This window comes from Algoriphagus lutimaris (genome assembly GCF_017051705.1).
GTDB classification, from domain to species: Bacteria; Bacteroidota; Bacteroidia; order Cytophagales; family Cyclobacteriaceae; genus Algoriphagus; species Algoriphagus lutimaris.
In genome coordinates this window covers 804,290-828,517 of the sequence record NZ_JAFIDJ010000001.1, presented here as the reverse complement: position 1 = coordinate 828,517, position 24,228 = coordinate 804,290, and the positions used below count along the sequence as shown (strand labels likewise).

At 37.8% G+C, this 24,228-nt stretch carries 25 protein-coding genes; 13 read left to right on the top strand and 12 right to left on the bottom strand.

Annotated elements, in window-relative coordinates; genetic code table 11:
- Positions 1–90: 90 nt before the first annotated feature.
- On the bottom strand, positions 91–1,986 hold the full coding sequence (locus JYB62_RS03385; RefSeq protein WP_205644027.1) for a DNA topoisomerase IV subunit B: 1,896 nt from the start codon (positions 1,984–1,986) through the stop codon (positions 91–93).
- 21 nt (positions 1,987–2,007) lie between these two features.
- Positions 2,008–2,502: a DNA topoisomerase IV gene (locus tag JYB62_RS03380; RefSeq protein ID WP_205644026.1), complete on the bottom strand. Its 495-nt coding sequence runs from the start codon at positions 2,500–2,502 to the stop codon at positions 2,008–2,010.
- Between the two features lie 115 nt (positions 2,503–2,617).
- Between JYB62_RS03380 and JYB62_RS03375 the strand changes: the two genes are divergently transcribed.
- Complete coding sequence (locus JYB62_RS03375; protein WP_205644025.1) at positions 2,618–3,850, top strand: sterol desaturase family protein; 1,233 nt, start codon at positions 2,618–2,620, stop codon at positions 3,848–3,850.
- A 3-nt stretch (positions 3,851–3,853) separates the two neighbouring features.
- Positions 3,854–4,240, top strand: coding sequence for a hypothetical protein (locus tag JYB62_RS03370; protein ID WP_205644024.1), 387 nt, complete (start codon positions 3,854–3,856; stop codon positions 4,238–4,240).
- On the opposite strand, the gene JYB62_RS03365 is transcribed toward JYB62_RS03370, so the two are convergent.
- The gene (locus JYB62_RS03365) at positions 4,221–5,153 is read right to left on the bottom strand and encodes an ROK family protein (RefSeq protein ID WP_205644023.1); all 933 of its coding nucleotides are present in this window, start codon (positions 5,151–5,153) and stop codon (positions 4,221–4,223) included. The two genes, JYB62_RS03370 and JYB62_RS03365, sit on opposite strands and share 20 nt — an antisense overlap.
- A gap of 47 nt (positions 5,154–5,200) precedes the next feature.
- Positions 5,201–5,689, bottom strand: coding sequence for a YkgJ family cysteine cluster protein (locus JYB62_RS03360; RefSeq protein ID WP_205644022.1), 489 nt, complete (start codon positions 5,687–5,689; stop codon positions 5,201–5,203).
- Positions 5,690–5,737: 48 nt separating this feature from the next.
- On the opposite strand from JYB62_RS03360, the gene JYB62_RS03355 reads away from it, so the two are divergent.
- A complete protein-coding gene (locus JYB62_RS03355) occupies positions 5,738–6,151 on the top strand; it encodes an arsenate reductase family protein (RefSeq protein WP_317194622.1) in 414 nt (137 codons plus the stop codon).
- On the opposite strand, the gene JYB62_RS03350 is transcribed toward JYB62_RS03355, so the two are convergent.
- Positions 6,144–6,980, bottom strand: a complete 837-nt coding sequence (locus JYB62_RS03350; protein WP_205645399.1) for a CvfB family protein — start codon at positions 6,978–6,980, stop codon at positions 6,144–6,146. The genes JYB62_RS03355 and JYB62_RS03350 overlap by 8 nt on opposite strands.
- 172 nt (positions 6,981–7,152) lie before the next feature.
- Between JYB62_RS03350 and JYB62_RS03345 the strand changes: the two genes are divergently transcribed.
- The gene (locus JYB62_RS03345; RefSeq protein WP_205644021.1) at positions 7,153–8,043 is read left to right on the top strand and encodes a 3-hydroxyacyl-CoA dehydrogenase family protein; all 891 of its coding nucleotides are present in this window, start codon (positions 7,153–7,155) and stop codon (positions 8,041–8,043) included.
- Between the two features lie 14 nt (positions 8,044–8,057).
- Complete coding sequence (locus JYB62_RS03340) at positions 8,058–8,675, top strand: deoxynucleoside kinase (RefSeq protein ID WP_205644020.1); 618 nt, start codon at positions 8,058–8,060, stop codon at positions 8,673–8,675.
- A gap of 2 nt (positions 8,676–8,677) precedes the next feature.
- On the opposite strand, the gene JYB62_RS03335 is transcribed toward JYB62_RS03340, so the two are convergent.
- Together JYB62_RS03335 and JYB62_RS03330 are read right to left on the bottom strand one after the other, a co-directional pair.
- On the bottom strand, positions 8,678–9,322 hold the full coding sequence (locus tag JYB62_RS03335; protein WP_205644019.1) for a DUF7255 family protein: 645 nt from the start codon (positions 9,320–9,322) through the stop codon (positions 8,678–8,680).
- Positions 9,315–9,785, bottom strand: a complete 471-nt coding sequence (locus JYB62_RS03330; protein WP_205644018.1) for a DUF2452 domain-containing protein — start codon at positions 9,783–9,785, stop codon at positions 9,315–9,317. The genes JYB62_RS03335 and JYB62_RS03330 overlap by 8 nt, the downstream gene beginning before the upstream one ends.
- A gap of 395 nt (positions 9,786–10,180) precedes the next feature.
- On the opposite strand from JYB62_RS03330, the gene JYB62_RS03325 reads away from it, so the two are divergent.
- From JYB62_RS03325 to JYB62_RS03300, 6 genes are all read left to right on the top strand, one after another.
- Positions 10,181–10,516 (top strand): Hpt domain-containing protein, encoded by a 336-nt coding sequence (locus JYB62_RS03325; RefSeq protein ID WP_205644017.1) that lies wholly within the window; start codon positions 10,181–10,183, stop codon positions 10,514–10,516.
- A 28-nt stretch (positions 10,517–10,544) separates the two neighbouring features.
- A complete protein-coding gene (locus tag JYB62_RS03320) occupies positions 10,545–12,917 on the top strand; it encodes a S9 family peptidase (protein ID WP_205644016.1) in 2,373 nt (790 codons plus the stop codon).
- Positions 12,917–14,632, top strand: coding sequence for a gamma-glutamyltransferase (gene ggt, locus JYB62_RS03315; RefSeq protein WP_205644015.1), 1,716 nt, complete (start codon positions 12,917–12,919; stop codon positions 14,630–14,632). Before JYB62_RS03320 ends, ggt begins: the two co-directional genes overlap by 1 nt.
- 176 nt (positions 14,633–14,808) lie before the next feature.
- On the top strand, positions 14,809–16,020 hold the full coding sequence (gene mnmA, locus JYB62_RS03310) for a tRNA 2-thiouridine(34) synthase MnmA (RefSeq protein WP_205644014.1): 1,212 nt from the start codon (positions 14,809–14,811) through the stop codon (positions 16,018–16,020).
- Positions 16,021–16,074: 54 nt separating this feature from the next.
- Positions 16,075–16,785 carry a pseudouridine synthase gene (locus tag JYB62_RS03305; protein ID WP_205644013.1) on the top strand — a complete coding sequence of 237 codons (711 nt, stop codon included), beginning with the start codon at positions 16,075–16,077 and terminating at the stop codon, positions 16,783–16,785.
- 52 nt (positions 16,786–16,837) lie between these two features.
- Positions 16,838–18,313, top strand: coding sequence for a M28 family peptidase (locus tag JYB62_RS03300; RefSeq protein ID WP_205644012.1), 1,476 nt, complete (start codon positions 16,838–16,840; stop codon positions 18,311–18,313).
- A 160-nt stretch (positions 18,314–18,473) separates the two neighbouring features.
- Here the strand turns inward: JYB62_RS03300 and JYB62_RS03295 are convergent, their stop codons facing one another.
- From JYB62_RS03295 to JYB62_RS03280, 4 genes are all read right to left on the bottom strand, one after another.
- A complete protein-coding gene (locus tag JYB62_RS03295) occupies positions 18,474–19,760 on the bottom strand; it encodes a NupC/NupG family nucleoside CNT transporter (RefSeq protein WP_205644011.1) in 1,287 nt (428 codons plus the stop codon).
- An 83-nt stretch (positions 19,761–19,843) separates the two neighbouring features.
- Positions 19,844–20,440: a bifunctional nuclease family protein gene (locus JYB62_RS03290; RefSeq protein ID WP_205644010.1), complete on the bottom strand. Its 597-nt coding sequence runs from the start codon at positions 20,438–20,440 to the stop codon at positions 19,844–19,846.
- Between the two features lie 5 nt (positions 20,441–20,445).
- A complete protein-coding gene (locus JYB62_RS03285) occupies positions 20,446–21,414 on the bottom strand; it encodes an electron transfer flavoprotein subunit alpha/FixB family protein (protein ID WP_205644009.1) in 969 nt (322 codons plus the stop codon).
- Positions 21,415–21,449: 35 nt separating this feature from the next.
- A complete protein-coding gene (locus tag JYB62_RS03280) occupies positions 21,450–22,187 on the bottom strand; it encodes an electron transfer flavoprotein subunit beta/FixA family protein (protein ID WP_205644008.1) in 738 nt (245 codons plus the stop codon).
- A 74-nt stretch (positions 22,188–22,261) separates the two neighbouring features.
- Between JYB62_RS03280 and JYB62_RS03275 the strand changes: the two genes are divergently transcribed.
- Complete coding sequence (locus tag JYB62_RS03275) at positions 22,262–22,594, top strand: tetratricopeptide repeat protein (RefSeq protein ID WP_205644007.1); 333 nt, start codon at positions 22,262–22,264, stop codon at positions 22,592–22,594.
- Positions 22,595–22,744: 150 nt separating this feature from the next.
- Positions 22,745–23,230 carry a hypothetical protein gene (locus tag JYB62_RS03270; protein ID WP_205644006.1) on the top strand — a complete coding sequence of 162 codons (486 nt, stop codon included), beginning with the start codon at positions 22,745–22,747 and terminating at the stop codon, positions 23,228–23,230.
- Here JYB62_RS03270 and JYB62_RS03265 read toward each other — a convergent pair.
- On the bottom strand, positions 23,227–24,225 hold the full coding sequence (locus JYB62_RS03265) for a quinone oxidoreductase family protein (RefSeq protein ID WP_205644005.1): 999 nt from the start codon (positions 24,223–24,225) through the stop codon (positions 23,227–23,229). The genes JYB62_RS03270 and JYB62_RS03265 overlap by 4 nt on opposite strands.
- Positions 24,226–24,228: the final 3 nt, after the last annotated feature.

The following is a 24,228-nucleotide window of genomic DNA, read 5'->3' as shown; positions in this document are numbered from 1 at the left end:
TAGTAGAATCTCAAACTCAAAATTGATCTGAAATTCACTTTTCTCTTTTCAGAAAATACGTTTAATATTTTTTAAAACTCCGAATTAGGTTTAGGCAGCTTCCTCCTCGTTCACTGCCTCAGCCTTAGGATCATCCAATGCTAAATCCTTTTCAATTTTCAGATTATCAATTATGAATGTCTGTCGGCTCGGGGTATTTTTACCCATGTAAAACCCTAATAAATCCGCTATTTTCGTTTCCTTGTTCAATATGATGGGTTCCAGACGAATATCTTCTCCAATAAAGGTTCCAAATTCTTCAGGGGAAATTTCTCCCAAGCCCTTGAATCTGGTAATTTCTGGCTTAGAGCCTAACTTATGGATCGCTTTTTGTCTTTCCTCATCGGTATAGCAATAGATCGTTTCCTTTTTATTTCTTACTCGGAACAAAGGCGTATCCAATATGAATAAGTGACCATTTTTCACCAAATCAGGGAAAAATTGCAAGAAGTAGGTCATAATCAATAACCTAATGTGCATGCCATCCACATCAGCATCTGTAGCGATTACTATTTTTCTATATCTTAGGTTTTCGATCCCATCCTCAATATTTAAGGCATGTTGTAAGAGATTAAACTCCTCATTTTCATACACTACTTTTTTGGTCATGCCATAACAATTCAAAGGTTTTCCTCTCAAAGAGAAAACTGCTTGAGTCTGAACGTCTCTAGATTTGGTGATGGATCCTGAAGCTGAATCCCCCTCCGTGATGAATAGCATGGTATTGTTTTTCTGATCTTCATCAGCCTTGGCATCATCATAATGAACCCGGCAATCACGAAGTTTTTTATTATGAAGGTTTGCTTTTTTCGCCCGCTCATTGGCCAGCTTTTTTATGCCAGAAATCTCTTTTCGCTCGCGTTCCGATTGAAGAATACGCTTTAAGAGCGCGTCTGCAACCGCCGGATTTTTATGCAAATAATTATCCAGTTCAGTTTTAATGAAATCGTTGACAAACGTCCTCAAAGTAGGCCCATCTGGTCCAATAGACTGAGAACCTAATTTGGTTTTTGTCTGAGATTCGAAAACTGGCTCCTGCACTCTTACAGCAATGGATGCTACCACACTTTGTCTGATATCTGCAGCATCGTAATCTTTTTTGTAAAATTCCCTTACTGTCTTGACAATGGCTTCTCTAAAAGCGGCCAAGTGAGTTCCGCCTTGAGTGGTATACTGTCCATTTACAAAAGAATAATATTCCTCACCATATTGAGAAGTATGCGTGATTGCTACCTCAATATCATTCCCTTTTAGGTGAATAATTGGATACCTGATGCTCTCTTCGTCTACTTTATTGGACAACAAATCATAAAGCCCTTTATCCGAAAAATACTTCTTTCCATTATAATTAATGGTTAGGCCAGCATTTAAATAAGCATAATTCCAGATTTGGTTTTCCAGGTATTCCGGAATGAAGTGGTAATTCTTGAAAATACTGGCATCTGGAGAAAATACTACTTTGGTACCATTTCTGTCAGAAGATTTAGAAATAGGAGCATCATTGGTCAAAATCCCTTTTTCGAACTCAGCTACTTTTGTTTCTCCATCTCTATAGGCCTGAACTTTAAAAAAATCAGATAAGGCATTCACCGCTTTGGTACCTACTCCATTCAACCCAACCGATTTTTGAAATGCCCCAGAATCATATTTACCACCGGTATTAATTTTGGAAACACAGTCGATGACTTTGCCCAGAGGTATGCCTCGTCCATAGTCTCTTACTTCTACTTTATGCTCAGAGATCTTCACATCGATGGTCCGTCCATAACCCATCATATGCTCATCGATGGAGTTATCCAGAACTTCTTTTACCAATACATAAATCCCATCATCTTGTGCGCTACCATCCCCCAATTTACCAATGTACATCCCTGGTCTGAGTCGAATATGCTCTCTCCAATCCAGGGACTTAATACTATCTTCTGTATATTTTACTGGTTCTGCCATATTTTAAATTTGAAATTCCGATCAAGATTTATTTTGAACTTGCTTGAATTTACCTGCCATAATAACAAATAATCCAATCACCCAAATGACAAACAATGTCGGGATGATGAAAAATATAAAATCAAATTGTTCAGGAGCAGCGTCATCTTGATTATTTATCGCATGGGTATAAAATATCAAGAGCCCAAGACTAACATTCAAGATTCCTCCGAAGGAATAAAACCAGCCTAAATAATAATCTCTAAACCGATCCCCAACCGGGAAGATTCTTACCAAACCACGATGACTTTTTGTTTCCAATAATTTTGGGGGTAGTAAGACGATTGCATTCATCACTACAAAAACAGCAATCATGCCATAGAAGAAGGAACCTCTACTTAAATCTCTCGCAATATTTCCTGCTTCGCTTTTACTTAAACTGAGTTGTTCAGGTAAAGCCGAGTAGAAATACAATAGATAGAAAATGAAGAATAGGATACTTAGGAAATAAAAGGCCTTGCCAAACCGATAGTACATATTATTGAGTAATTGAAGGTGCTAATATAAAGGATTTGATCAAACAGATTCGGACTATTTAGAGTTGGTTTTATGATTATATTTGACAAGTACAGTCAATAATAAGCCCAAATTAATGAACCTCAGTCCAGTAGTAATCGCAATCCCTATCTATTTCTTGTTGATGGCAATTGAAATGATCGTTCTTCGATTTCAAAAACACCCCGGTTATCGCATGAATGACGCCATTACCAACATCAATTGTGGTGTCTTGTCGCAGGTGACTGGAGTATTTTTTAAAATCATTTCAATTGGGATTTATACCTTGATATTTGAGAATTTTGCCGTTTTTCAAATCCCAAATAACATCTGGACCTTTTTCCTGTTATTTTTCTTATATGATCTCTGTTATTATTGGGCCCACCGAATGAGCCATGAAGTTAATTTATTCTGGGGAGGACATGTAGTCCATCATTCCAGTGAAGAATATAACCTTTCTGTAGCGCTAAGACAAAGTAGTACTCAGACTTTCTGGACCTTCTTTTTTTATTTCCCACTTGCCATTTTAGGTTTTGACCCCGTGATGCTCATTTTGGTATCAGGCCTGAATCTTCTGTACCAATTTTGGATTCATACTGAGGTAATTGGGAAAATGGGCTTTTTAGAACATTTCATGAACACCCCTTCCCATCATCGGGTTCATCATGGAAGAAATCCTAAGTACATTGACAAAAACCATGGAGGCACTTTTATTATCTTCGACAAATGGTTTGGGACATTTCAGGAAGAAGAAGAAACACCAACCTATGGTATCACTACCCCAGTGAAAAGCTGGAACCCCCTTTGGGTCAACATTGCTCATTATGTCACCATGAAGGAAGAGCTGAAACAGATAAAAGGCCTTCGAGATAAATTAAATTACCTATTCAATAAACCGGGATGGCTTCCCTCTTATTTAGGAGGTTATAGAGCTCCAAAAGAAGTGGATTCCAACTACTCAAAATACGATACGGTGGTTCCCTCTACCATGAATTGGTATATTTTCACACAGTACATTTTTTTATTACTAGTCACAGGTTTCTTCCTGTTCCAAGTAAATTCTCTTGATCTCGTAGCGAAGGTTGGAGTAAGTGTACTGATAATTTGGACTACCGTCAGTTTCTCTGGAATTTTTGAAAAAAGAAAATGGTATTTTCCACAAGAATACCTTCGAGTGCTCGCTTTTGATTTTTCAGTTTTCTATCTATTTCAAGGTAATATTCCTCAAATAGTACTGCTTTCTATTCTGGGAGTTTATACTTTTGCATCCTTTCTATGGCTATGGAAAAACCATAAGCTTACTTCTGAAATTTCTTCTGCATCCCTATAGTACATGCTTAAAAACATAAAATTAGTATTGCCTTTCATTGCACTCTTGATTGCCTCCTGTGGCGGCAAACTTGATGCAGGAAATATAAATTTAGACAATTGGAAATCGGATCGATATGGCTGTAAAGGTTTACGAATCCAAGATTTAGATGAATTGCAAAAAATCAAGCATTCATTCTTAGGAGAAAATAACCAATCGATCATCAAGACCTTTGGAAGACCTGACCGAGTGGAACTAGTCGACAAAAGTCAAAGCTTTTTCTTCTACTTCTTAGAACCAAGTGGTGATTGCGAAGGGACAGAAACAGAAAAAGAACCCCTTAGAGTTCTTTTTCGGATGAATGCGATTAGTAAGGTTTCAGAGGTAACTATTACAAACCTGAACCCATAAAACAAAGTGCTGCGGCACCTAAGGTGCCTGCATTATTCTCCAAGGTAGCTTTTTTAAGCTTCAAGTCTTTTATATAATAATGTGTTAGGTATTGTCGAATTGTATGATCCAATGAAGGCATCATAAATTCAAGACCTGCAGAGATCCCTCCGCCAAAGTAAACTTCCGTCACATCCAATACTCTTATAGTAGAAACGATAGCTTCCCCTAAGATGGTTCCAACTTCTTCAAATACCATGAGGGCTACCTCATTGCCAGCTTTGGCCGAGTCTACCAATAGGTGCGTACCTAATTCTTTTCCTTCCAGCCCATTGGCTTTTTCCGGATAGGCAGCAATCATTTTCTCCATTATTTTAAGAATCCCATTTCTTCCGATCAGGGTTTCCAATCTGGCATTTCCTCGAGAAAGCATATGCCCCATTTCCATGGCATTTCCTCGGGAACCTTTAAACACTTCTCCATCCAAAACCAATGCACTTCCGATTCCAGTACCCATGGTCACAAAAAGGAAGTTGGCGCTTGGGTTATCCTTTCCAAAATAAAATTCCCCGATTCCGGCAGCTGCAGCATCATTTTCCAAGAAAAATTCACATCCTGGATATGCTTCTTCCAATCCACCCTTCAAATTAAAACCATCCAAGCCTGGAATAGCCGGTATTTCTAAGGTAGTGGTTCTATCTTTTGAAATTAGGCCAGGTAGCCCAACTCCAACTTTTTTCACCTGGGGATATTTTGCTAAATATTTTCCGATCCCTTTGATAAAACAGGGTCCAAAACCTTCAGGATCATCACGAAATGGTGTGGTATCTTCTTTTTGAAATTCAACGATTGTACCTTCTTTATCTACAAGTCCAATTTTTAAATGGGTTCCTCCCACGTCCACTCCTAAAAAGTGTATATCCTGATTTTGCATGTTTATTGTTATAGGTTTGTTATTCAAAAAAAAGCAAAAAGAATGGATTACTTCCTATATTCTTTGCCAATCTCTGAGAAAATTTTGAAAACTGCAGGGCAAACTAGTGTATTTCTTAAACTTAGGTTTAAGATCCCAAGCATATTTTTTCTATTGGTATGGGGATATTCCCGGCAAGCTTTAGGTCTCTCATCATAGACTAAACATTTATTATCCTCATTCAAAAAAGGACAAGGTGATGAATTCAATACAAAATCTCCTTCCTCGTCCCGGTGTAAGTATTCCTCAATAAAATTACTGCTTTTCATCCTAAAAACCTTTGCGAGCCGATCGATGTCAGTTTGGATAAAAATAGGGCTAGTAGTTTTACAACAATTCGCACAATCCAGACAATCAATCTCTTCAAAAGCTAATTCGTGTTGCTCAGAAAAACGCTGGTCTAATTCTTTAGGTTTCACTTTCCTTAACTTCGCCTTCAATTTAGTATTAGAAGGAAACTCAGATTGACTTTCTTGCTGAAATTTTTCGAGATTCATACCCCAAAATTATTTTATTTTATATACAATAAAAACCCGATAATATATTTGCTTAAAACGCAGGTTATCAGTATATTCTATACCCATTTAACCCAATACACCATGAAGATGCATCCTTCTGAACTCTACTTTTATCACAGTCCTGGGCAGGTCATTGATAAGCAAACATTGGCCTATGCACATTCCATTGCAAATTTCATCAATCAAATAGATGTGGTTAAAGAAAGGATAACCACTACTCAGTGGAACAGCATGCTAATGAAACTAAATCTTCGAGCGAAAGATTTGCTGAACAAGGCTCACCCAGATTATCAGTCAAAAATAGCTGGCAATGATTGGGACGAGGAAAGCTGGTTAAATATTTTAGTAAGGAATCCACATCTTATTAAATCTCCGATAGCAGTATTGAGAAACAAAGCTATTTTGTGTAGAACTCCCAGCGATATTCTAAAACTTAATTAGAAGAATTAATTGAAATCCCATTTTCTAAAATTTGAATTTTTCCAGCTTTGTATAATTGCCCAATACACTGTTTGAAATGTTTCTTACTCATCCCTAACTCCTTTTGAATTTCTTCTGGAGTAGATTTATCATGTAATGGCATAAAGCCTTTTTCTTCCAGCATCGCTAAAATCATTTCTGCACCTTCTTCATATTTCACTCTACCTGGAGGTAATAGCTGCAAGTCCACTTTTCCATCATCTCTCCTCTTCTTTACAAAAAATTTCCTCAAATCTCCGATCTCAAGTGGTTGAAAAACTTCATTCGAAAATACCAATCCCTCATATTGATCTTCGATCAACACCTTGTATCCCAGATCAGTTTTATCAAAAACCAATCCTGAAACTTCGGTTCCTGGAACATAATCCATAGGAGCTTCTGAAATAAAATCCCGGTATTTATTCACTCCTATCAAGCGGTTGGTTTGGAAATCAACACATACTTTGACCAAGTATTTCTTTCCTACCACCATGTTTTGCCCTAACTCAGCTTTGGGAACCAATAAATCTTTTGGCAAGCCCCAATCCATAAATACACCAAATGGAGCAATTTCCTTGGCCTCCAAGACAGCAAATTCATCCAATAATGCTTTAGGACTTTCAGTCACAGCAACAGGTCTATCCTCACTATCCGTATACACAAAGACTGCAATCTCCTCTCCCTCTTTTTCGTCTCCTAAAAGATATCCTTTAGGCAATAAAACTTCTTCACCTGAGCTAAGTGCCAGATAGGCTCCAAAATCTGTAAATCGATTAATAGGGAGTGTGCTAATCAAACCAAGTTCTTTCATACCACAAAGGTAGACATTAATCCTATTTAGGAATGGAAGAATTTCTGACATTCAAAGTCGGATTAGTAGAATTAAAAAATTGGAATTAGAAAGTGATCGAAGTAGTTTTGATGAAATACAACTACGGACAAAAAATATAACCCAACATATAACACCCTAAAATTTAAAATTCATGAAGAATATTTCAGTGATCGGTTCAGGTACTATGGGAAATGGTATTGCCCATGTTTTTGCACAATATGGATACCAAGTTTCCCTCATTGATCTTAAACAGGAATTTTTAGATAAAGCCTTGACTACCATCACCAAAAATTTGGATAGACAAGTTGCAAAAGAAGTAATCACTGAAGATCAAAAAGCAAAAGCTTTATCCAACATTTCTACCTACACTGATTTAAAGGAAGGAGTTCAAGAGGCAGAGTTGGTAATTGAAGCAGCTACTGAAAACCTAGCTATTAAATTAGATTTATTCCGTCAGATAGATCAAGCAAGTCCAAAAAATGCCATCCTTGCTACCAATACTTCTTCCATTTCCATTACCAAAATTGCAGCTGTCACTAAAAGGCCTGCACAAGTAATAGGAATGCACTTCATGAATCCTGTTCCAGTAATGAAGTTGGTGGAAGTAATTCGAGGATATGCCACTTCAGAAGAGACTACCAAGCAAATCATGGAACTTTCAGTTAAGCTTTCCAAAGTTCCAGTAGAAGTAAATGATTATCCAGGCTTTGTGGCCAATAGGATTTTAATGCCTATGATCAATGAAGCTATCTATTCTTTATATGAAGGAGTAGCAGGTGTATATGAAATTGACACGGTGATGAAACTTGGAATGGCCCACCCCATGGGACCATTGCAATTGGCAGATTTTATAGGGCTAGATGTTTGTCTTTCCATCTTAAAAGTATTACATGATGGATTTGGCAATCCAAAATACGCTCCTTGCCCTTTGCTTGTAAATATGGTAGAAGCTGGTTTTAAAGGCGTAAAGTCAGGAGAAGGATTTTATACGTATACCAAAGGAAGTAAAGACTTAGTGGTCTCTCCAAGATTTTCCAACTAACGTTCATACGGACTATGCATATTGCTGTTTCTGGAAATATTGGGAGTGGAAAGACCACATTGACCGAAAAACTAGCCAAACACTATGGATGGAAAGCGGAGTTTGAGGCCGTAGACAACAACCCATACCTTCCAGATTTTTATGAGGATATGAAAAGATGGGCTTTTCATCTTCAGGTTTATTTTCTGAATTCAAGATTTAATCAGATCTCAAAAATTCAGGAGCAAAAATCCAATTTTATCCAAGATAGAACCATTTACGAGGATGCCTATATATTTGCGGCCAACTTACATACAAGTGGGTTAATGACAAGTAGAGACTATGAAAACTATCAAAGTCTTTTTAACAGCATGATTACGCATGTCAAAGCTCCGGACCTATTGATTTACCTAAGAGCAGATATTCCGAAACTGGTAGATCAAATAGAGAAAAGAGGACGGGACTATGAAACGACCATGTCTATTGACTACTTAAAAAACCTCAATCGACACTATGAGGAATGGATCAAAAATTACCAAGAAGGAAAACTCTTGATTATTGATGTAAATCATTTGGATTTTGTCTCTAATCCCGAAGACTTTGCTTTTGTAGTAGAAAAAATTGACCGGGAGATTTTTGGATTATTCAGTTAGGATTATTCAAATTTTCTCATGAACCAATTGAGGAGGATCGTACGCTGCTCCTCTTTTGGGTTCATCAATAAATGATCCAGTCTTTTTAATGATCCCCCTGTCATCAAGGTCTCGTAAGGTGTAATCCGGATCAATTTATATCCATGGATTCTTGTTTGGATATCGGTTTGGGCATCATTATAGGCCAACAGTTTCCAACCACTTGAGCCATTCCCGTAGAAATCACCAGGCTCGCTTGCTAAACCAAAACTATGCTTAGCAATTGGAGGACCAGACCAAACTCTGTCTTGCAAACCCGCTTTTAAACAATCCTTTTCGTACGCTCTACACAACCTTTTTTGGGCCTCAAAGAAAGGCAAATTAAACTCTTTATAAAAATCTGATCTATAAGAAATTAACCTATATCTATTAAAGTGTAATTCATCGTCATATAAGATAAGATTCCGATTGATTTTAAAATCAAACTTCAACTTCTTCAACAAGGGAGCCTCTCCAAACCCGCCTAGATCTTCATAGATTTCATCCAACCATTCTTTTCCTTTTTGATCCAAAAATTTAGGGTTGACCTCCAATTCGAAATCCCTTTCAAACTCAACTTCACCTTCTTTCAATATACTTTGAAGTTGGCGCGTAATCAGGTTATCCATTGTCTTGATTATTTTCCTTTACGATCTCCCAAGTGTGATCTGCTAACAATTTTACTTCCGCCAAAAAATGAGCAAAGCTTTTTTTTCTACCCCACTCTTCTGGAGCAATCATGCTTAAAAAATCATTCCCATTATCTTTTTGGTACAAATAATAATGGTGATTGATCAAAGGTTCAAAAGAAGTCTGAGCATTGTATATTCTTTCGGAATATTCCACTCTAGCTTGAATTGCTTTTGCTTGATCAGCCAGTAACTGCATTTGTCTATAGATCTGAGACATCTGCATATCCGTTTGGCTTTGCATTGCAGCAATAGCTCTCCCATTTATTTTTCCTTGATCTTCTGGACGGATAATCGCACTTCCCGTATGATGTGGATAAGGTAAACTACCAGGGTTTTCTGCAGTTTTTTCCTTCATCTCACTCAAATCCAATTTAGTGATGTCTATTTTTTTCTTAGTCATTACTTTTTAGTTTCCTCTCCTGAACTTATCCTTTCTTTCAAATTCCCTTTAGAACCAGGGAAGGTAGTTCTTGTAGATATATCATAACCGATCCAAGCCATGATTAACATAAAGATCAAAAACAAAATCAGAAAGATTTTTTTGTTACGCTGCATAATCTGAATAATCTGTCCTTATTAGAATCCAAAATTAGGAAAGGTTGTTTAAGAACCCATCAAATAATTTAGATCTCTTGTTATTGGGTCATCAAGGAATAAGATAATAGACATAAAAAAATTACATATTTTCTTCAAATCATTTGCTCCTTGATTATACAATTTGAAAATTGTTTTTAATTTTAATGTTAGTCTACCAAACACAGTTTTTTTTCATTCCATACTCTTTTCAGTCCGACCATGTATCAAATTATTAGTGAGCAATCTATTTATCAGTATTTTGGTGATGATGATCCGGATATGACTAAGGAGATGATCCAAATAATCCTTGATACCAATATCAAAGATTTGAAAGAGCTCAATGAATTTTACAAGATTAAGGATTTTGATACGATCAAAAGACGGTGTCATAAAGCCAAACCAACCATGAGTTACATAGGTGCTTTAAAAACCCGTAAGTTGCTGGAAGAAATCGACGCTAATCTTGAAGATTCTTCTGAAATCAACAATTCCCTCCAGAAACATTTAGACGTGATTATCGAGGAACTAAATGAGTTCCTTGAGACGATAAAGTAAAACTCATTAAACTAACTGATTATTAACTATGCAGCGAAAACTCTTTTTTCTGCCATTGCTATTTATTGCCATTTTAGAACTTCATGCCCAGAGCAATTTATCTGTGGAGTACATTATGAGGGATCCAAAATGGATGGGGACCTTCCCTTCTTCTGTTAGGTGGGACGATTCCAGTCAGCAAATTTACTTCAAGTATAATGCTGAAAATGATCCTGCAGATTCACTTTATAAAATCAATTTATCCTCACCTTCTGTCATCTCAAAAGTTCATTGGGAAGAAGAGAAGTCTCTACAAAGGAGATTTTCATCACTGAATCAAGACCAATCAAAAAGACTTTACCTAGAGGAAAATAAGATCATTGTTGAAGATCTGAAAAAAGGAGAGAAAACTACTGTTCTTGAATGGTTCCAAAATATTTCTAACCCAACTTATTTGGCTGATGAGAATTTAATCGCATTCAATTCTGAGGGAAATATTTTTGTTTTAAATCAGACCACTGGAAAAGTTGAAAAAGTGACAAACATTAGTTCAGGATCAAAACCTACTGCTAAAAAGAATGGCACAAAGGACGAAGAACTGGGTTTTCTTGAAGAAGATAACCTAACATTATTGCAGGTGGTGAATGAAAGAAAAGAAAAGCAAAAAGAAAGTAGAGCTTATCGCGAATCAATTTCTGAAGGTGATTCTAAGGAGTTTACCTATTATACCGAGGGGAAAAACCCTGTTAATTTAACCCTCTCTCCTGATGGCAAATATGCTACATTTTCTTACTATGACAGAGGATCAGGAAAAAACACCATCGTTCCGGATTATGTAGATGCATCAGGTTATACCACTGATTTGAATGCACGATCCAAGGTAGGCACCACTCCTACCACTGTTGAAATTGGTATTTATGATTTAACAAGAGATACAGTTTATTTTATAGGAACATCCAACCTTCCTGGGATCAAGGATTTGCCGGATTATGTAAAGGATTACCCTGAGAAAACATGGGAAGAAAAGGAAAGAACTGTGATCCTTTCTCAGCCTTATTTTTCGCATGACGGATCAAAAGCTGTAATCAACATCCGGTCTTCAGACAATAAGGATCGATGGATTTCCTCAATAGACCTTACCACAGGAGAATTAAAAACGTTAGATAGACAGAGGGATGAGGCATGGATTGCAGGTCCAGGTATTGGTTGGTCTTTTTCTGGCGGAACATTAGGATGGCTTCCAGATAATCAACACATCTATTTCCAGTCGGAAGAATCTGGATATTCTCACTTGTATCTACTGGATGTAGAATCAGGAGAAAAAACAGCATTAACTTCCGGAGCTTATGAGGTATTTAATCCATTCATTTCAAAGGATAAAAAATCTTGGTATCTCACCACTTCTGAAGTGGATCCCGGAGAAAGACATTTTTATAGAATGCCTTTAATGGGTGGAAAAATGGAAAAGCTGACTTCCATGACAGGAAATAATGAGGTGACTCTTTCTCCGGATGAGAAGAAATTGGCAATTCTTTATTCGTATAGTAATAAGCCTACTGAATTATATATTCAAGACAATAAAGTAGGAGCAAATCCAACCCAATTGACTTCTGGGCAATCAGATGAATTTAAAGCCTACAATTGGAGAGATCCTGAAATTATCAGATTTACTGCAGAAGATGGTGCACAAGTTCCTGCAAGATTATATACTCCTGACCCTGCTAAAAAGAATGGGGCAGCTGTAATTTTCGTCCATGGAGCCGGTTATCTTCAAAATGTACATAAATGGTGGAGTAGCTATTTCAGAGAATACATGTTCCATAATTTATTGACTGACCTAGGATATACCGTGCTTGATATTGATTACAGAGCTAGTGCTGGGTATGGTAGAGATTGGAGAACTGGTATTTATAGACATATGGGAGGTAAAGATTTATCTGATCAGGTGGATGGAGCAAAATATCTGGTAGCTTCCCATGGAGTAGATGCGGATAGAATCGGTATATATGGGGGGAGTTATGGAGGTTTTATCACCCTTATGGCACTATTCAATGCACCTAATGTTTTCAAATCAGGAGCTGCGTTACGATCAGTAACAGATTGGGCACATTACAATCATGGTTATACATCGAATATTCTAAATACGCCTGAACAAGATCCAATTGCTTATAGGAGATCTGGTCCTATTTATTTCGCTGAAGGTTTAAAAGGAAATCTTTTGATGGCTCATGGCATGGTAGATGTGAATGTTCATTTCCAAGATGTAGTCAGACTTTCTCAGCGATTAATTGAATTGGGAAAGGATAATTGGGAAATGGCTATTTACCCTGTAGAGGATCATGGCTTTGTAGAGCCAAGTTCATGGACCGATGAATACAAACGCATTCTAAAATTATTTAACAACACGCTTATAGAAGATTGATGAGTATATTTTCTCGGACCACTGGCAGATTACTGGCAGTGACTACTCTTTCTATTTCCATTTACTCCTGCGGAGAAAAAAAAGATTCAGTTCAAGCTAAGAGAGGATCGATAGCAGAAAAAGCCATGGTCGTGTCTGCTCGTGAAGAAGCTTCACAAATAGGATTGGATATCATCAAAAAAGGAGGAAATGCCTTCGATGCCATGATGGCCACTGAAATGGCACTGGCAGTTATTTACCCTTTTGCCGGAAATCTTGGAGGTGGTGGATTTATGGTATACCGAATGGCTGATGGTTCCGTAGGCTCCTTGGATTACCGAGAAAAGGCCCCTTCTGCTGCTTTCTCAGACATGTATTTAGATCAGGAAGGAAATGTAATCCCCGGTTTAAGTACACAAGGAGCAATGGCATCTGGAGTGCCTGGCACCATCTCAGGTATATTTACTGCTCAAGAAAAATTTGGGAAACTTTCTCCTGAAGAGGTACTAGACCCAGTAATTGAACTAGCAGAAAAAGGGTATGTCACCACTAAAAATCAAGCAGCTAGACTACAGAGATTGCGAGAAACATTTATAGAGGTCAATGGACCTGACACCTATTTCGCAAAGGAAATCAACGAAGGTGATACACTAAAGTTCCCTGTATTGGCTGAGACTTTAAAACGAATTGCAAGAAACGGAAAAGAGGAATTCTATCAAGGAGAGACTGCCAAAATACTGGTAAAGCATTTACGGGAAATGGGAGGAATCATTTCAGAGCAAGATTTAGCAGATTACGAAGCAGCTTGGAGAGACCCAATCATTTTCGATTATAAAGAGTTAAAAATCATCTCCATGGCTCCTCCTAGTTCTGGAGGCATCACCTTGGCACAGATATTTGGAATGATTGAACCATACGATTTAAAAAAGTTTGGCCACCACAGTCCAGAACATATACAACTCCTTGTAGAAGCTGAAAGAAGAGCATATGCAGATAGAAACTATTATTTAGGCGATCCAGATTTTGTCCATATCCCTAAAGCCGAATTGATGTCGGCTGATTACCTCAAATCCCGAATGGAAAACTTCTCTTTTGAGCAAGCCACAAAATCAGAGGAGATAGCCGAAGGTAAAATTGAGTTTTTAGAAAGTATGGAAACTACACATTACTCTATAATTGATGCGGAAGGAAATGCCGTTTCGGTGACTACGACTTTAAATGGTGCCTATGGTTCCAAAGTGTATATTGATGAACTGGGCTTTTTCATGAATAATGAAATGGATGATTTTAGCTCCAAGCCAGGAGTGCCTAATATGTTTGGATTAATAGGCGCAGAAGCCAATAGCATTCAACCTGGAAAACGTATGCTAAGCAGCATGACTCCTACCCTTGTGGAAAAAGACGGCAAACTTTGGATGGTGGTCGGTACTCCCGGAGGTTCTACAATTATCACATCTGTACTTCAAACTATTCTCAATGTTTATGAATTTGATATGGGAATGCAAGAAGCGGTAGAATCAGCCCGGTTTCACCATCAGTGGTTGCCTGACCGGGTAAGTTTTGAACCCAATTCCTTCGACTCCACCTTATTGAATCATCTAAAATCCAAAGGGTATATCATATTAGAAAATAATAACCCCATCATTGGGAAAGTAGATGCTATTTTAGTGATGCCTGATGGAAAGTTAGAAGGAGGCGCAGACCCAAGAGGAGATGATAAGGCTTTAGGTTTTTAAACTAAAATCTAAAAGATTAGAAAGGGAAAATGGAGTTCTCTCATCGGGAGGAAAACATTTTCCCTTTTTCATTTTTCAAATTTGTAACTTTAACCCAGAGAACTAATTCCAAGCCTTTGGAGTTCTTAACTCATCTGTAACCTAATGGACCTTGAATCCATTAATTATTACAACCCATGAAAACAAAACCTAGAGTAGTTGTTGGCCTTTCCGGAGGTGTCGACAGTTCCGTAGCCGCTCATCTTTTAATTGAACAAGGCTATGAAGTCATCGGAATGTTTATGAAAAACTGGCACGATGAGTCCGTTACCATTTCCAATGAATGCCCTTGGATGGAAGATTCCACCGATGCCATGCTGGTCGCTGAAAAATTAGGAATACCTTTCCAGGCTATTGACCTGAGTGAGGAATACCGAGAGCGAATTGTAGATTATATGTTTGGAGAATACAAAGCTGGACGTACTCCAAACCCAGACATTCTTTGCAATAGAGAAATCAAATTTGATATTTTCCTGAAAGCGGCCCAAAAGTTAAAAGCTGATTTTGTCGCGACTGGACATTATTGTCAAAAAGGAGAAATAGAGGTAAATGGAAAATCCGTTTATCAATTATTAGCTGGAGCAGACCCTAATAAAGATCAAAGTTATTTCCTGTGCCAACTCAATCAAGAGCAATTAAGTAAAGCCCTTTTTCCAATAGGGCATTTACAGAAGCCTGAGGTAAGAAAAATTGCCAAAGAATTGGACTTGATTACAGCCGATAAAAAGGACTCACAAGGGCTTTGTTTTATAGGAAAAGTCAGATTGCCGGATTTCTTACAGCAACAATTGAAACCGAAAAAAGGGAAAATCATTCAAATCCCTGAAGATTTACCCGTCTATCAAACTCAACAAATTCCTGCGGGAGTTCCTGCTGAAGATTGGGACCAGGAAACCTTAGATGCTATTTCTTTACCACTTCATTATTCTGCAGAACAAGGAAAGGTGTTGGGGGAACATAATGGAGCACATTATTTTACAGTAGGACAAAGAAAAGGACTTCACGTAGGTGGAACAGGGAAACCTTTATTTGTTATTGCAACAGATACAAAAGAAAACATCATTTACACGGGACTCGGCGAAACCCATCCTGGTTTATTAAAAAATGGGCTATTTGTCAAAGCTGACCAAATCCATTGGATTCGGGAAGACCTTGAACTTGCCATCGGAGAAAGCGCCAGATACAAAGCTAGAATTCGTTACCGTCAACCCTTGACATGGGCCACATTGGTAAGAAAAGAAAATGGACTGTATGTCATTTTCGATGAACCACAAAAAGGCGTTGCCTCAGGGCAATTTGTAGCTTGGTATAATGAGGAAGAATCGATTGGGTCCGGAACCATATTTTAATTAATGTTTTTTATTAAGGAGTCAGCCTGAAGCTGACTCTTCTTCCATTCAACAATGGTTCTAGAAATACTTTTTGAAGATGAACATTTGATTGCCATCAATAAACCTTCTGGTTTATTGGTTCATAGAACTGCCATAGCCGCATATGAATCTGTCTTTGCTTTACAATTATTGAGAGATCAGATAGGCCAACATGTACACCCAGTTCATAGATTGGACCGACCCACTAGTGGAGTATTGTTATTTGCTAAAAGTGAAACGATCCTCCCCTCTTTAAAATTACTTTTTTCAGAAAGATCGATAGACAAAAAGTACCAGACCATTGTAAGAGGAATTCCTGAAATAAAAGTAGGGTCCATAGACCATCCTCTGAAAAGTGAGCGTTCTGGAAGGTTACAAGAAGCCAGGACTTCCTATAGAGTAATGGCTACCTCTGAAATGCCTTTTAATAGTACAGGAAGATACCCCACCAGTAGATACAGTTTATTGGAAGTAGAGCCGGAAACTGGAAGAACCCACCAAATACGAAGGCATATGGCACATATACGCCATTATATCCTGGGAGACAAAAAGCATGGAGATAACAAACAAAACATCTTTTTAGAAAAGAAATTTGGTGTACAAAACCTGATGCTTCATGCTCAATACCTATCCTTTATTCATCCTATTAGTTTAGAAAAGGTAGAATTATCTTGTACTCCTCCTCCTCACTTTTTAAAACTTCTACAAGAATTGGAGCTTGATACCATCCAATATCCACACTAATTGAATTCATTTGGGGAAATTCAGTTACTTTAGAAGAGTAAAAATTAACCCGATGAGAAAATTACTAGGAACTTTCCCCCTCCTTTTTGCAATTTCCACAATTGCCTTTTCACAAGTTGAGGACATTAATCAAAAATTCAATAGAGAGGATGCAATATCCCACTTCCGCTATTTGGCATCTGATGAGCTGAAAGGTAGAGATCCTTTACGGCCAGAGATAGAGTTAGCAGCAAATTATATAGCCAAAGAATTTGAAAAATATGGAGCCAAAGAATTACCTGGTGCGACTGGTTATTTTCAAATGATCCCATTTATGATGTCCAGTCCTCCGAAGACTGGAGAGATCGTGATTTTTGGAGAGCGTTTTACACAAGGAGAAACCCTATTGGTTCTAAGCGGAAATGACCTAGAAGGATCTTATGAACTAGTGGATGTTGGCTATGGAATGGAAGAAGATTATGAAGGATTGGATATAGCTGGTAAGATAGCCGTAAGCAGTGTAGGAGCACCCGAACAAATGAGTCCAGGAGCCTTATTTTCATTAGGTGCCCAAAAGGCAAAAATTGCTCAGGAGAAAGGTGCAGTTGCCATTGTAGAAATGTTTAATATTCCTTCTGTTCCTTGGCAATTGGTATCCAGGTATCTGAATAGAACACAATTGAGTATTGATCAGGGAGAGGCAAATGAACTTCCTTACATCTGGATCAAGGATCCAAAAAACAAGATCAAGTCCGACATGGCCAAAGGCAAAATGGAGGAAGCAAGATTTAAGATTGAAAAAAAGATCAATAAAACTGTAGAGGGTAAGAATGTAGTAGCCTGGATTGAAGGAACAGACCCTCAACTTAAAAACGAATACATTCTCCTTTCAGCTCATTATGATCATGTGGGAGTAGGAGAAGCAGATGCAAATGGAGATTCTATATTTAATGGAGCCAGAGACAATGCTGTGGGAACGGTAGCGGTAATCAATGCAGCTCGTTATTTTGCAGAAAACCCACCAAAAAGATCCATTTTATTGGCTGCCTGGACAGCTGAAGAAAAAGGCCTATTAGGAAGCGCCTATTTTGCCTCTCATCCACTAATTCCTATTAAAGACATCGTCTTTAATTTAAACATCGACAATGCAGGATATAATAATACCTCTATCATAACTGTCATAGGTTTAGGTAGAACCTCCGGAGATCAATTAATTACAGATGCAGTCAGTGAAATGGGATTAAAAGCGATTTCGGATCCATCCCCTGAACAAGGACTATATGACAGGTCCGATAATGTAAATTTTGCAAAATTAGGGGTTCCTTCCCCTACATTCAGCTTAGGTTTTACAGCTTTTGATGACGATATCAATCAATATTACCATAAGCAGGCGGATGAAGTGGATTCCTTTGATTTGGACTATGCTGTAAACTATTGGAAAGCCTATATTCTTTCTGCTCAAAAAATTGCCAACATGAAAGAGAAACCATTTTGGTTTGAGGGAGATAAATATGAAAAAGTTGGAAAAGAACTTTATGGTATTCGATAGCAGGAATTTCTTTCCATCAAAAAGCCCTTCGAATTGTATTCGAAGGGCTTTTAATTTATTTTTTAACAATTGATTAGGCTTTTTCTAAGACAGATACTAAATCCCTAACTACTTCATTAAATCTGGTAAGATCCAACCTTGAAAGAACAGAATTTATTTATCACCCAAACAACATCCCTGCAATGGTAGCAGTCATCAAACACGCCAAGGAAGCTGCTAAAAGAGAGCGCAGTCCTAAACGGCTTAAGTTTCCTTGTTGATTGGGGGCAATAATACTAATCCCTCCCAATTGAATAGCAATCGAACTGAAATTTGAAAATCCACATAGCGCATAAGTCGCGATAACAATGGACTTGGGGTTTAAAGAGCCAATTTCTTTCATTTCGGAAAGGCTTAAATAGGCCACAAATTCATTGATTACTGTTTTTTGACCTAGGAGACTACCTACTTGCAAAGTATCAACCCAATCCACTCCGATTACCCAAGCAAAAACTCTAAAAACCTGGCCAAAGAGATATTCTAAGGAAAAGCCTTGAAATTGTCCTCCTGTGGTAGAAGCCACAAATGAATTCAAACCTGTATACTCTCCTATGAGTCCACTCAATAAATAATTGATTGCTGCAATTACGGCTATAAAAGCTAAAAGCATAGCTCCAACGTTGAGTGCTAACTTCAAACCTTCTGAAGCACCGATAGACATGGCGTCTATTAAATTAACACCCATGGCTTCTTCATTGACTTCCAATTTATCCTGTTTGGTTTCTTTTTCCACTTCAGGAACAAACATTTTGGACATAACGATGGCTGCAGGTGCGTTCATGATACTAGCTCCTAATAGATAGGCGGCAAATTTACTTTGCTCCTCTAAACTATCTCCTCCTAGAAACGCCACATACCCAGCCAAGACTCCTCCTGCAATGGTAGCCATACCTCCAGTCATCAAACACATCAGTTCAGACTTACTCATTTGAGGTATAAATGGACGTACAAGCAATGGTGCTTCCGTTTGTCCTAAGAAAATATTTCCTGCTGCAGAAAGGCTTTCAGGACCTGATAACCTCATGGTTCGTGCCATTACCCATGCTATCCCAAAGACTACCTTTTGTAGAATCCCTAAGTAGTATAAACCTGCAGAAACAGTTGAAAAGAAAATAATGGTGGGCAATACCTGAAAAGCAAAAATAAATCCATAGCTATCCCCTGCTAGGTCTCCAAATATAAAGGCGGCCCCATCTCTACTAAAACTCAAAAATTTGACAAATGCCTCACTTAAAACAGTAAAACCCTGGGCTACAATGGGAACTTTAGTGATTAAAAAACCAAAAATCAGCTGCAGCACGATGCCTATACCTACAAGTCTCCAATCAATTTTTCTTTTTTCATTTGAGAAAAGAAATGCAATCAAAACTATAACTGAAAGTCCTAAGACACCCCTTAAGTAATCCATGAATTGATATTAAATGAGAAAAGCTAAAAATAGCCAAGTAGCCGTCAATAAAAAAGCCTGAATTACTTCAGGCCTTGAAAGATTTAGTTTCTTTTATTTATTTCATCCCTTATTCGGGCAGCTTTTTCATAATCTTCATTATTGATGGCTTTATCTAGCATCTGGTTTAATTTGTCTAGGCTAAAGTCTTTTAAGGAGCTTTCTTTTTTGGAGCTCACTTTTTGAGACGATGGTTTAGAAGAAGCTTTCTCCTCTTTCTTTTCCTCCTCGGAAAATTCTATAGATGCCTCTGACATCACTTTTTCTGAGCAGAAAACCGGAGAATCAAATCTTACCGCAATCGCAATCGCATCTGAAGGCCTGGAATCAATTTCTATTTCAGAAGATTCATTATGACAATGGATCTTCGCATAGAAAACTCCTTCCTTCATATCTGAAATGACAATTTTATCAATTTCATAATTGAAGCTATTGGCAAATGACTTAAACAAATCATGAGTCATAGGTCGATTAGGAATGATTTTTTCGATTTCAATAGCAATTGCTTGAGCCTCAAACATGCCAATGACAATCGGTAATCTTCTACTTCCTTCAACCTCTCCCATAACCAAAGTAAAAGACCCTGATTGAGAATGGTTTGACGATAAACCTAAAATTTCCAGTTCTACTAGTTTTTCCACAAAAATTATAATTCAGCTTTTAATGCTTCAGTAAGTTTTGGTACCACTTCAAATGCATCCCCAACAATTCCATAGTCAGCTGCTTTAAAGAATGGAGCTTCAGGATCTTTGTTAATAACAACAATGCATTTGGATGAATTAACTCCTGCAAGATGTTGAATAGCTCCTGAAATTCCTATTGCTATATACAAACTAGGAGCTACTTTTACACCTGTTTGGCCCACATGTTCATGGTGTGGCCTCCAACCAATATCGGAAACAGGCTTGGAACATCCCGTAGCAGCACCCAATGTTTTTGCTAAATCCTCAAGCATACCCCAGTTTTCAGGTCCTTTCATTCCTCTTCCTCCAGAAACGACTATATCTGCTTCAGGCAATAACACTTCCCCGGTAGCCCTTTCTGTAGAAGTAATTTTTGAAGCAAAATCTGAATCAGAAAGAGAAACTTCAAAAGGTACTACAGCAGCTTGAGCTCCATTTGTTTTAAGATCAACAGAATTTTTCTTGATCGCAAGAATTTTATTCTCTGTTTTTAATTCAGTTTCTGCAAATGCCTTTCCTGTGAAAATACTTCTTTTCACCACATACCCCTGATCCGTGGATGGCAAAGAAACCACATTTGATACTAAGCCTGCGTCCAATTTGATCGCTAACCTTGCCGCTACCGCATCTCCTAAAGAAGATTTGGCTAAGACTAATGTTTTTGCTCCAACAGAAGTGAAGGCTTGTGCAATAGCAGAAGCATGGGCCTGGATCACACCCGAATCAAGTTTTGAATCCGAAGCATGAAGTACTTTTGAAGCTCCTGCGGTCCCTATACCAGCTAATTCATCAGCTGAAATCGTACCTAAGGCAATTGCTACGACATCCCCTTCACCCGTTTTGGCCGCCAATGCTTCCGCAAATGAAACTGCCTCCAAACTCGTTTTTTTAACTTTTCCTTCTGCCTGTTCTATATATACTAAAATTGACATAAATTCTTGATTTACAAATTATTAATGATAATAAATTAAAGCACTTTTGCTTCATTCTTGAGGAGTTTCACCAATTCTCCCACATGATCCTTATCGATTAATTTAACAGCACCTTTGGCAGGTGGAAGTTCATAAGTGGTAGCTTCAGCTTGTGTTGCCACCTCTACTGTATCCACTACATTCAATGGTTTCGTTCTAGCAGACATAATTCCTCTCATATTAGGAATTTTCCATTCTGCAATAGGCTCTTGGCATCCAGCAATCAATGGAAGACTCGCTTCCAAAGTCTCTTTTCCTCCTTCAATTTCTCTAGCCATAGTCACTAAATTCCCATTCAGATCTAATTTCATTACCGGGGAGAAAGAGGGCATTCCCAAAAGCTCACCCACCATACCATGAACCATTCCCCCATTAAAATCAATGGATTCTCTACCCATTAGTATGAGATCATAATTACCATCAGCAGCATAATGTGCAATTTGTTTGGCAACGTAAAAGGAATCTTTTGGAGCGGTATTCACCCGAATCGCTTCATCTGCACCGATCGCCAAAGCCTTTCTTAAAGTAGGCTCCGTTTCGGCTTCTCCAACATTTAGTACTGTAAGTTTACCTCCAGTTTGATCTCTTAATTCAACAGCTCTTGCCAAAGCATAGTCATCATATGGACCTATGATAAATTGTACTCCTGTAGTATCAAATTTCGTATTATCGGCAGTAAACTGAATCTTAGAGGTCGTATCTGGAACATGTGTGATACAAACAAGAATCTTCATTGGTTTAGAATTAGATTATTTTCGATTTATTTCGTGTGAAATTAACAGTCTACAGCTAATTAAAAAAACAAATCATGGGCAATTTAGATCGGTTGGAAATATTGAAAGAGTACGCAAAAGAAGAACCGGAAAACCCATTCAACTGGTATGCACTTGCGATTGAATACCTTTCTGTCGATCCAAATGAAGCAGAAAAATACTTTATTAAACTTTTAAGCTCCTTTGAAGCCTATTTACCAACGTATTACACGGCAGCATCCTTTTTCTCAGAACGGGAAGAATTGGAAAAAGCAAAGGAAACTTTCGAAAAAGGAATAACACTTGCACAAGAAAAACAGGAAATAAAAACCTTACAAGAATTAAAAAATGCTTACCAAAATTTTCTGTTCGAAAATGACCTAGATTAATTTAGCACTCTAAATTTTACTTTAGACAAGGTTTTCTCTTACGCTTTATCTTTATTTTATTTTTTATGTGATTAAAATTCTACGCCTATAATTTTAAAGCCAAATGACTAAATTAAGACTATCAAATTTTTCAATCAAAAGATTTTCATCATGATCACACAACGGGATATGCTTAACTTTTTTTTACCTATCATTGAAAGTGATGGGCGGACTTTTAAAAAGAAAACCTTAATCAAAGCTAAAAAGGCAGTTCCTGGCACATTAATCATTACCAGAACCAATGACGGTGATGAAACCCAAAACACAGCTCAACAAGGAGATTGGCTGGTAGAAAATCAAACTTCTTCTTCTGAGCAGTATTTGATCAAACCTAAGGTTTTTGAAAAGAAATACGACTTTATCCAATCTTTAGAAAATGGATGGGGTTGCTATCAACCCAAAGGTACCATTTTGGCAATAAAAATAACACAAGATCATCTTTCAAAATTTGGTGATCCAGACATCCTAAAATTTGAAGCTCCTTGGAAAGAGCTGACAGTTTTAAGAGTCGGAGATTACTTAGTTACTCCTCCTGAAAAGGATGAGATATATAGAATAGCTCAAAAGGAATTTGGAGAAACCTATGAAGAAAATTAAGGTGTTAAAACGATTTTTCCCATTTGCTCCCCTTCCTTCATTCTATCAAAAGCCTGAATAGCTTCCTGAAAAGAGAATACTTGATCAATAATGGGTTTAATTTTATTGTCCTTGACAAACTGAACCATATTTTCGAAATCTTGATCAGAGCCCATCGTTGTACCTATCAGTTTGAGTTGATTCCAGAAAATCTTTCTCGCAGTGAGTTCAGAGGGGTTCCCTTTTGTAGCTCCATAAAAAACGATCTTTCCCCCCGGCTTCGCAACTTCGATCAGTTTATTTAATGCATCTCCTGCAGCACTATCAACAATCAAATCGAAACCTCCAGAGGATTCTAATGCTAGTTGAGTCCAATTGTCCTCCGTATAATCAAAAACGTCTAACGCTCCTAACTTTCTGGCTAAATCCAGTTTATTTTGTTTACTACTGCTTGCATATACTTTGGCACCGGCATTTAAGGCAAACTGAAATGCGAATTGGGCTACTCCACCTCCAAAACCCGTAATAAGGACTGAATCTCCTTTTTTCACCTGACCTTGGTAAAATAAGGCCCTAAAAGCAGTAAGACCTGCTAATGGCAACGCTGCCGCTTCTTCAAAACTTAAGTGTTCTGGTTTTAATTTTATTCGATCTGCCGGTACGATGACCTTTTCAGATAAAGTCCCATTTCTAGGCATTCCCAAAATCTCAAAATTCTTGGATTGAACTTCTTGCCGGTCCCCCCAATTGATAGCAGGATTGATGATCACTTCTTTTCCAACCAGATTAAGGTTAACGCTGTCCCCTACTTCCAATACAACACCTGCACCATCTGAACCCAATATTATACCGTCTTGAATATTGGGATATAGGCCTTTTCTGCACCATTCATCCCGGTGATTCAAAGCTGCGGCTTTGATGCCAACTTTCACCTCTCCTGATTCACAACCCCTGTCTTGAACGTCAGTCAATAACAGTTTTCCTAATGTTTTACTATTCAGTGTAATTGCCTTCATGAA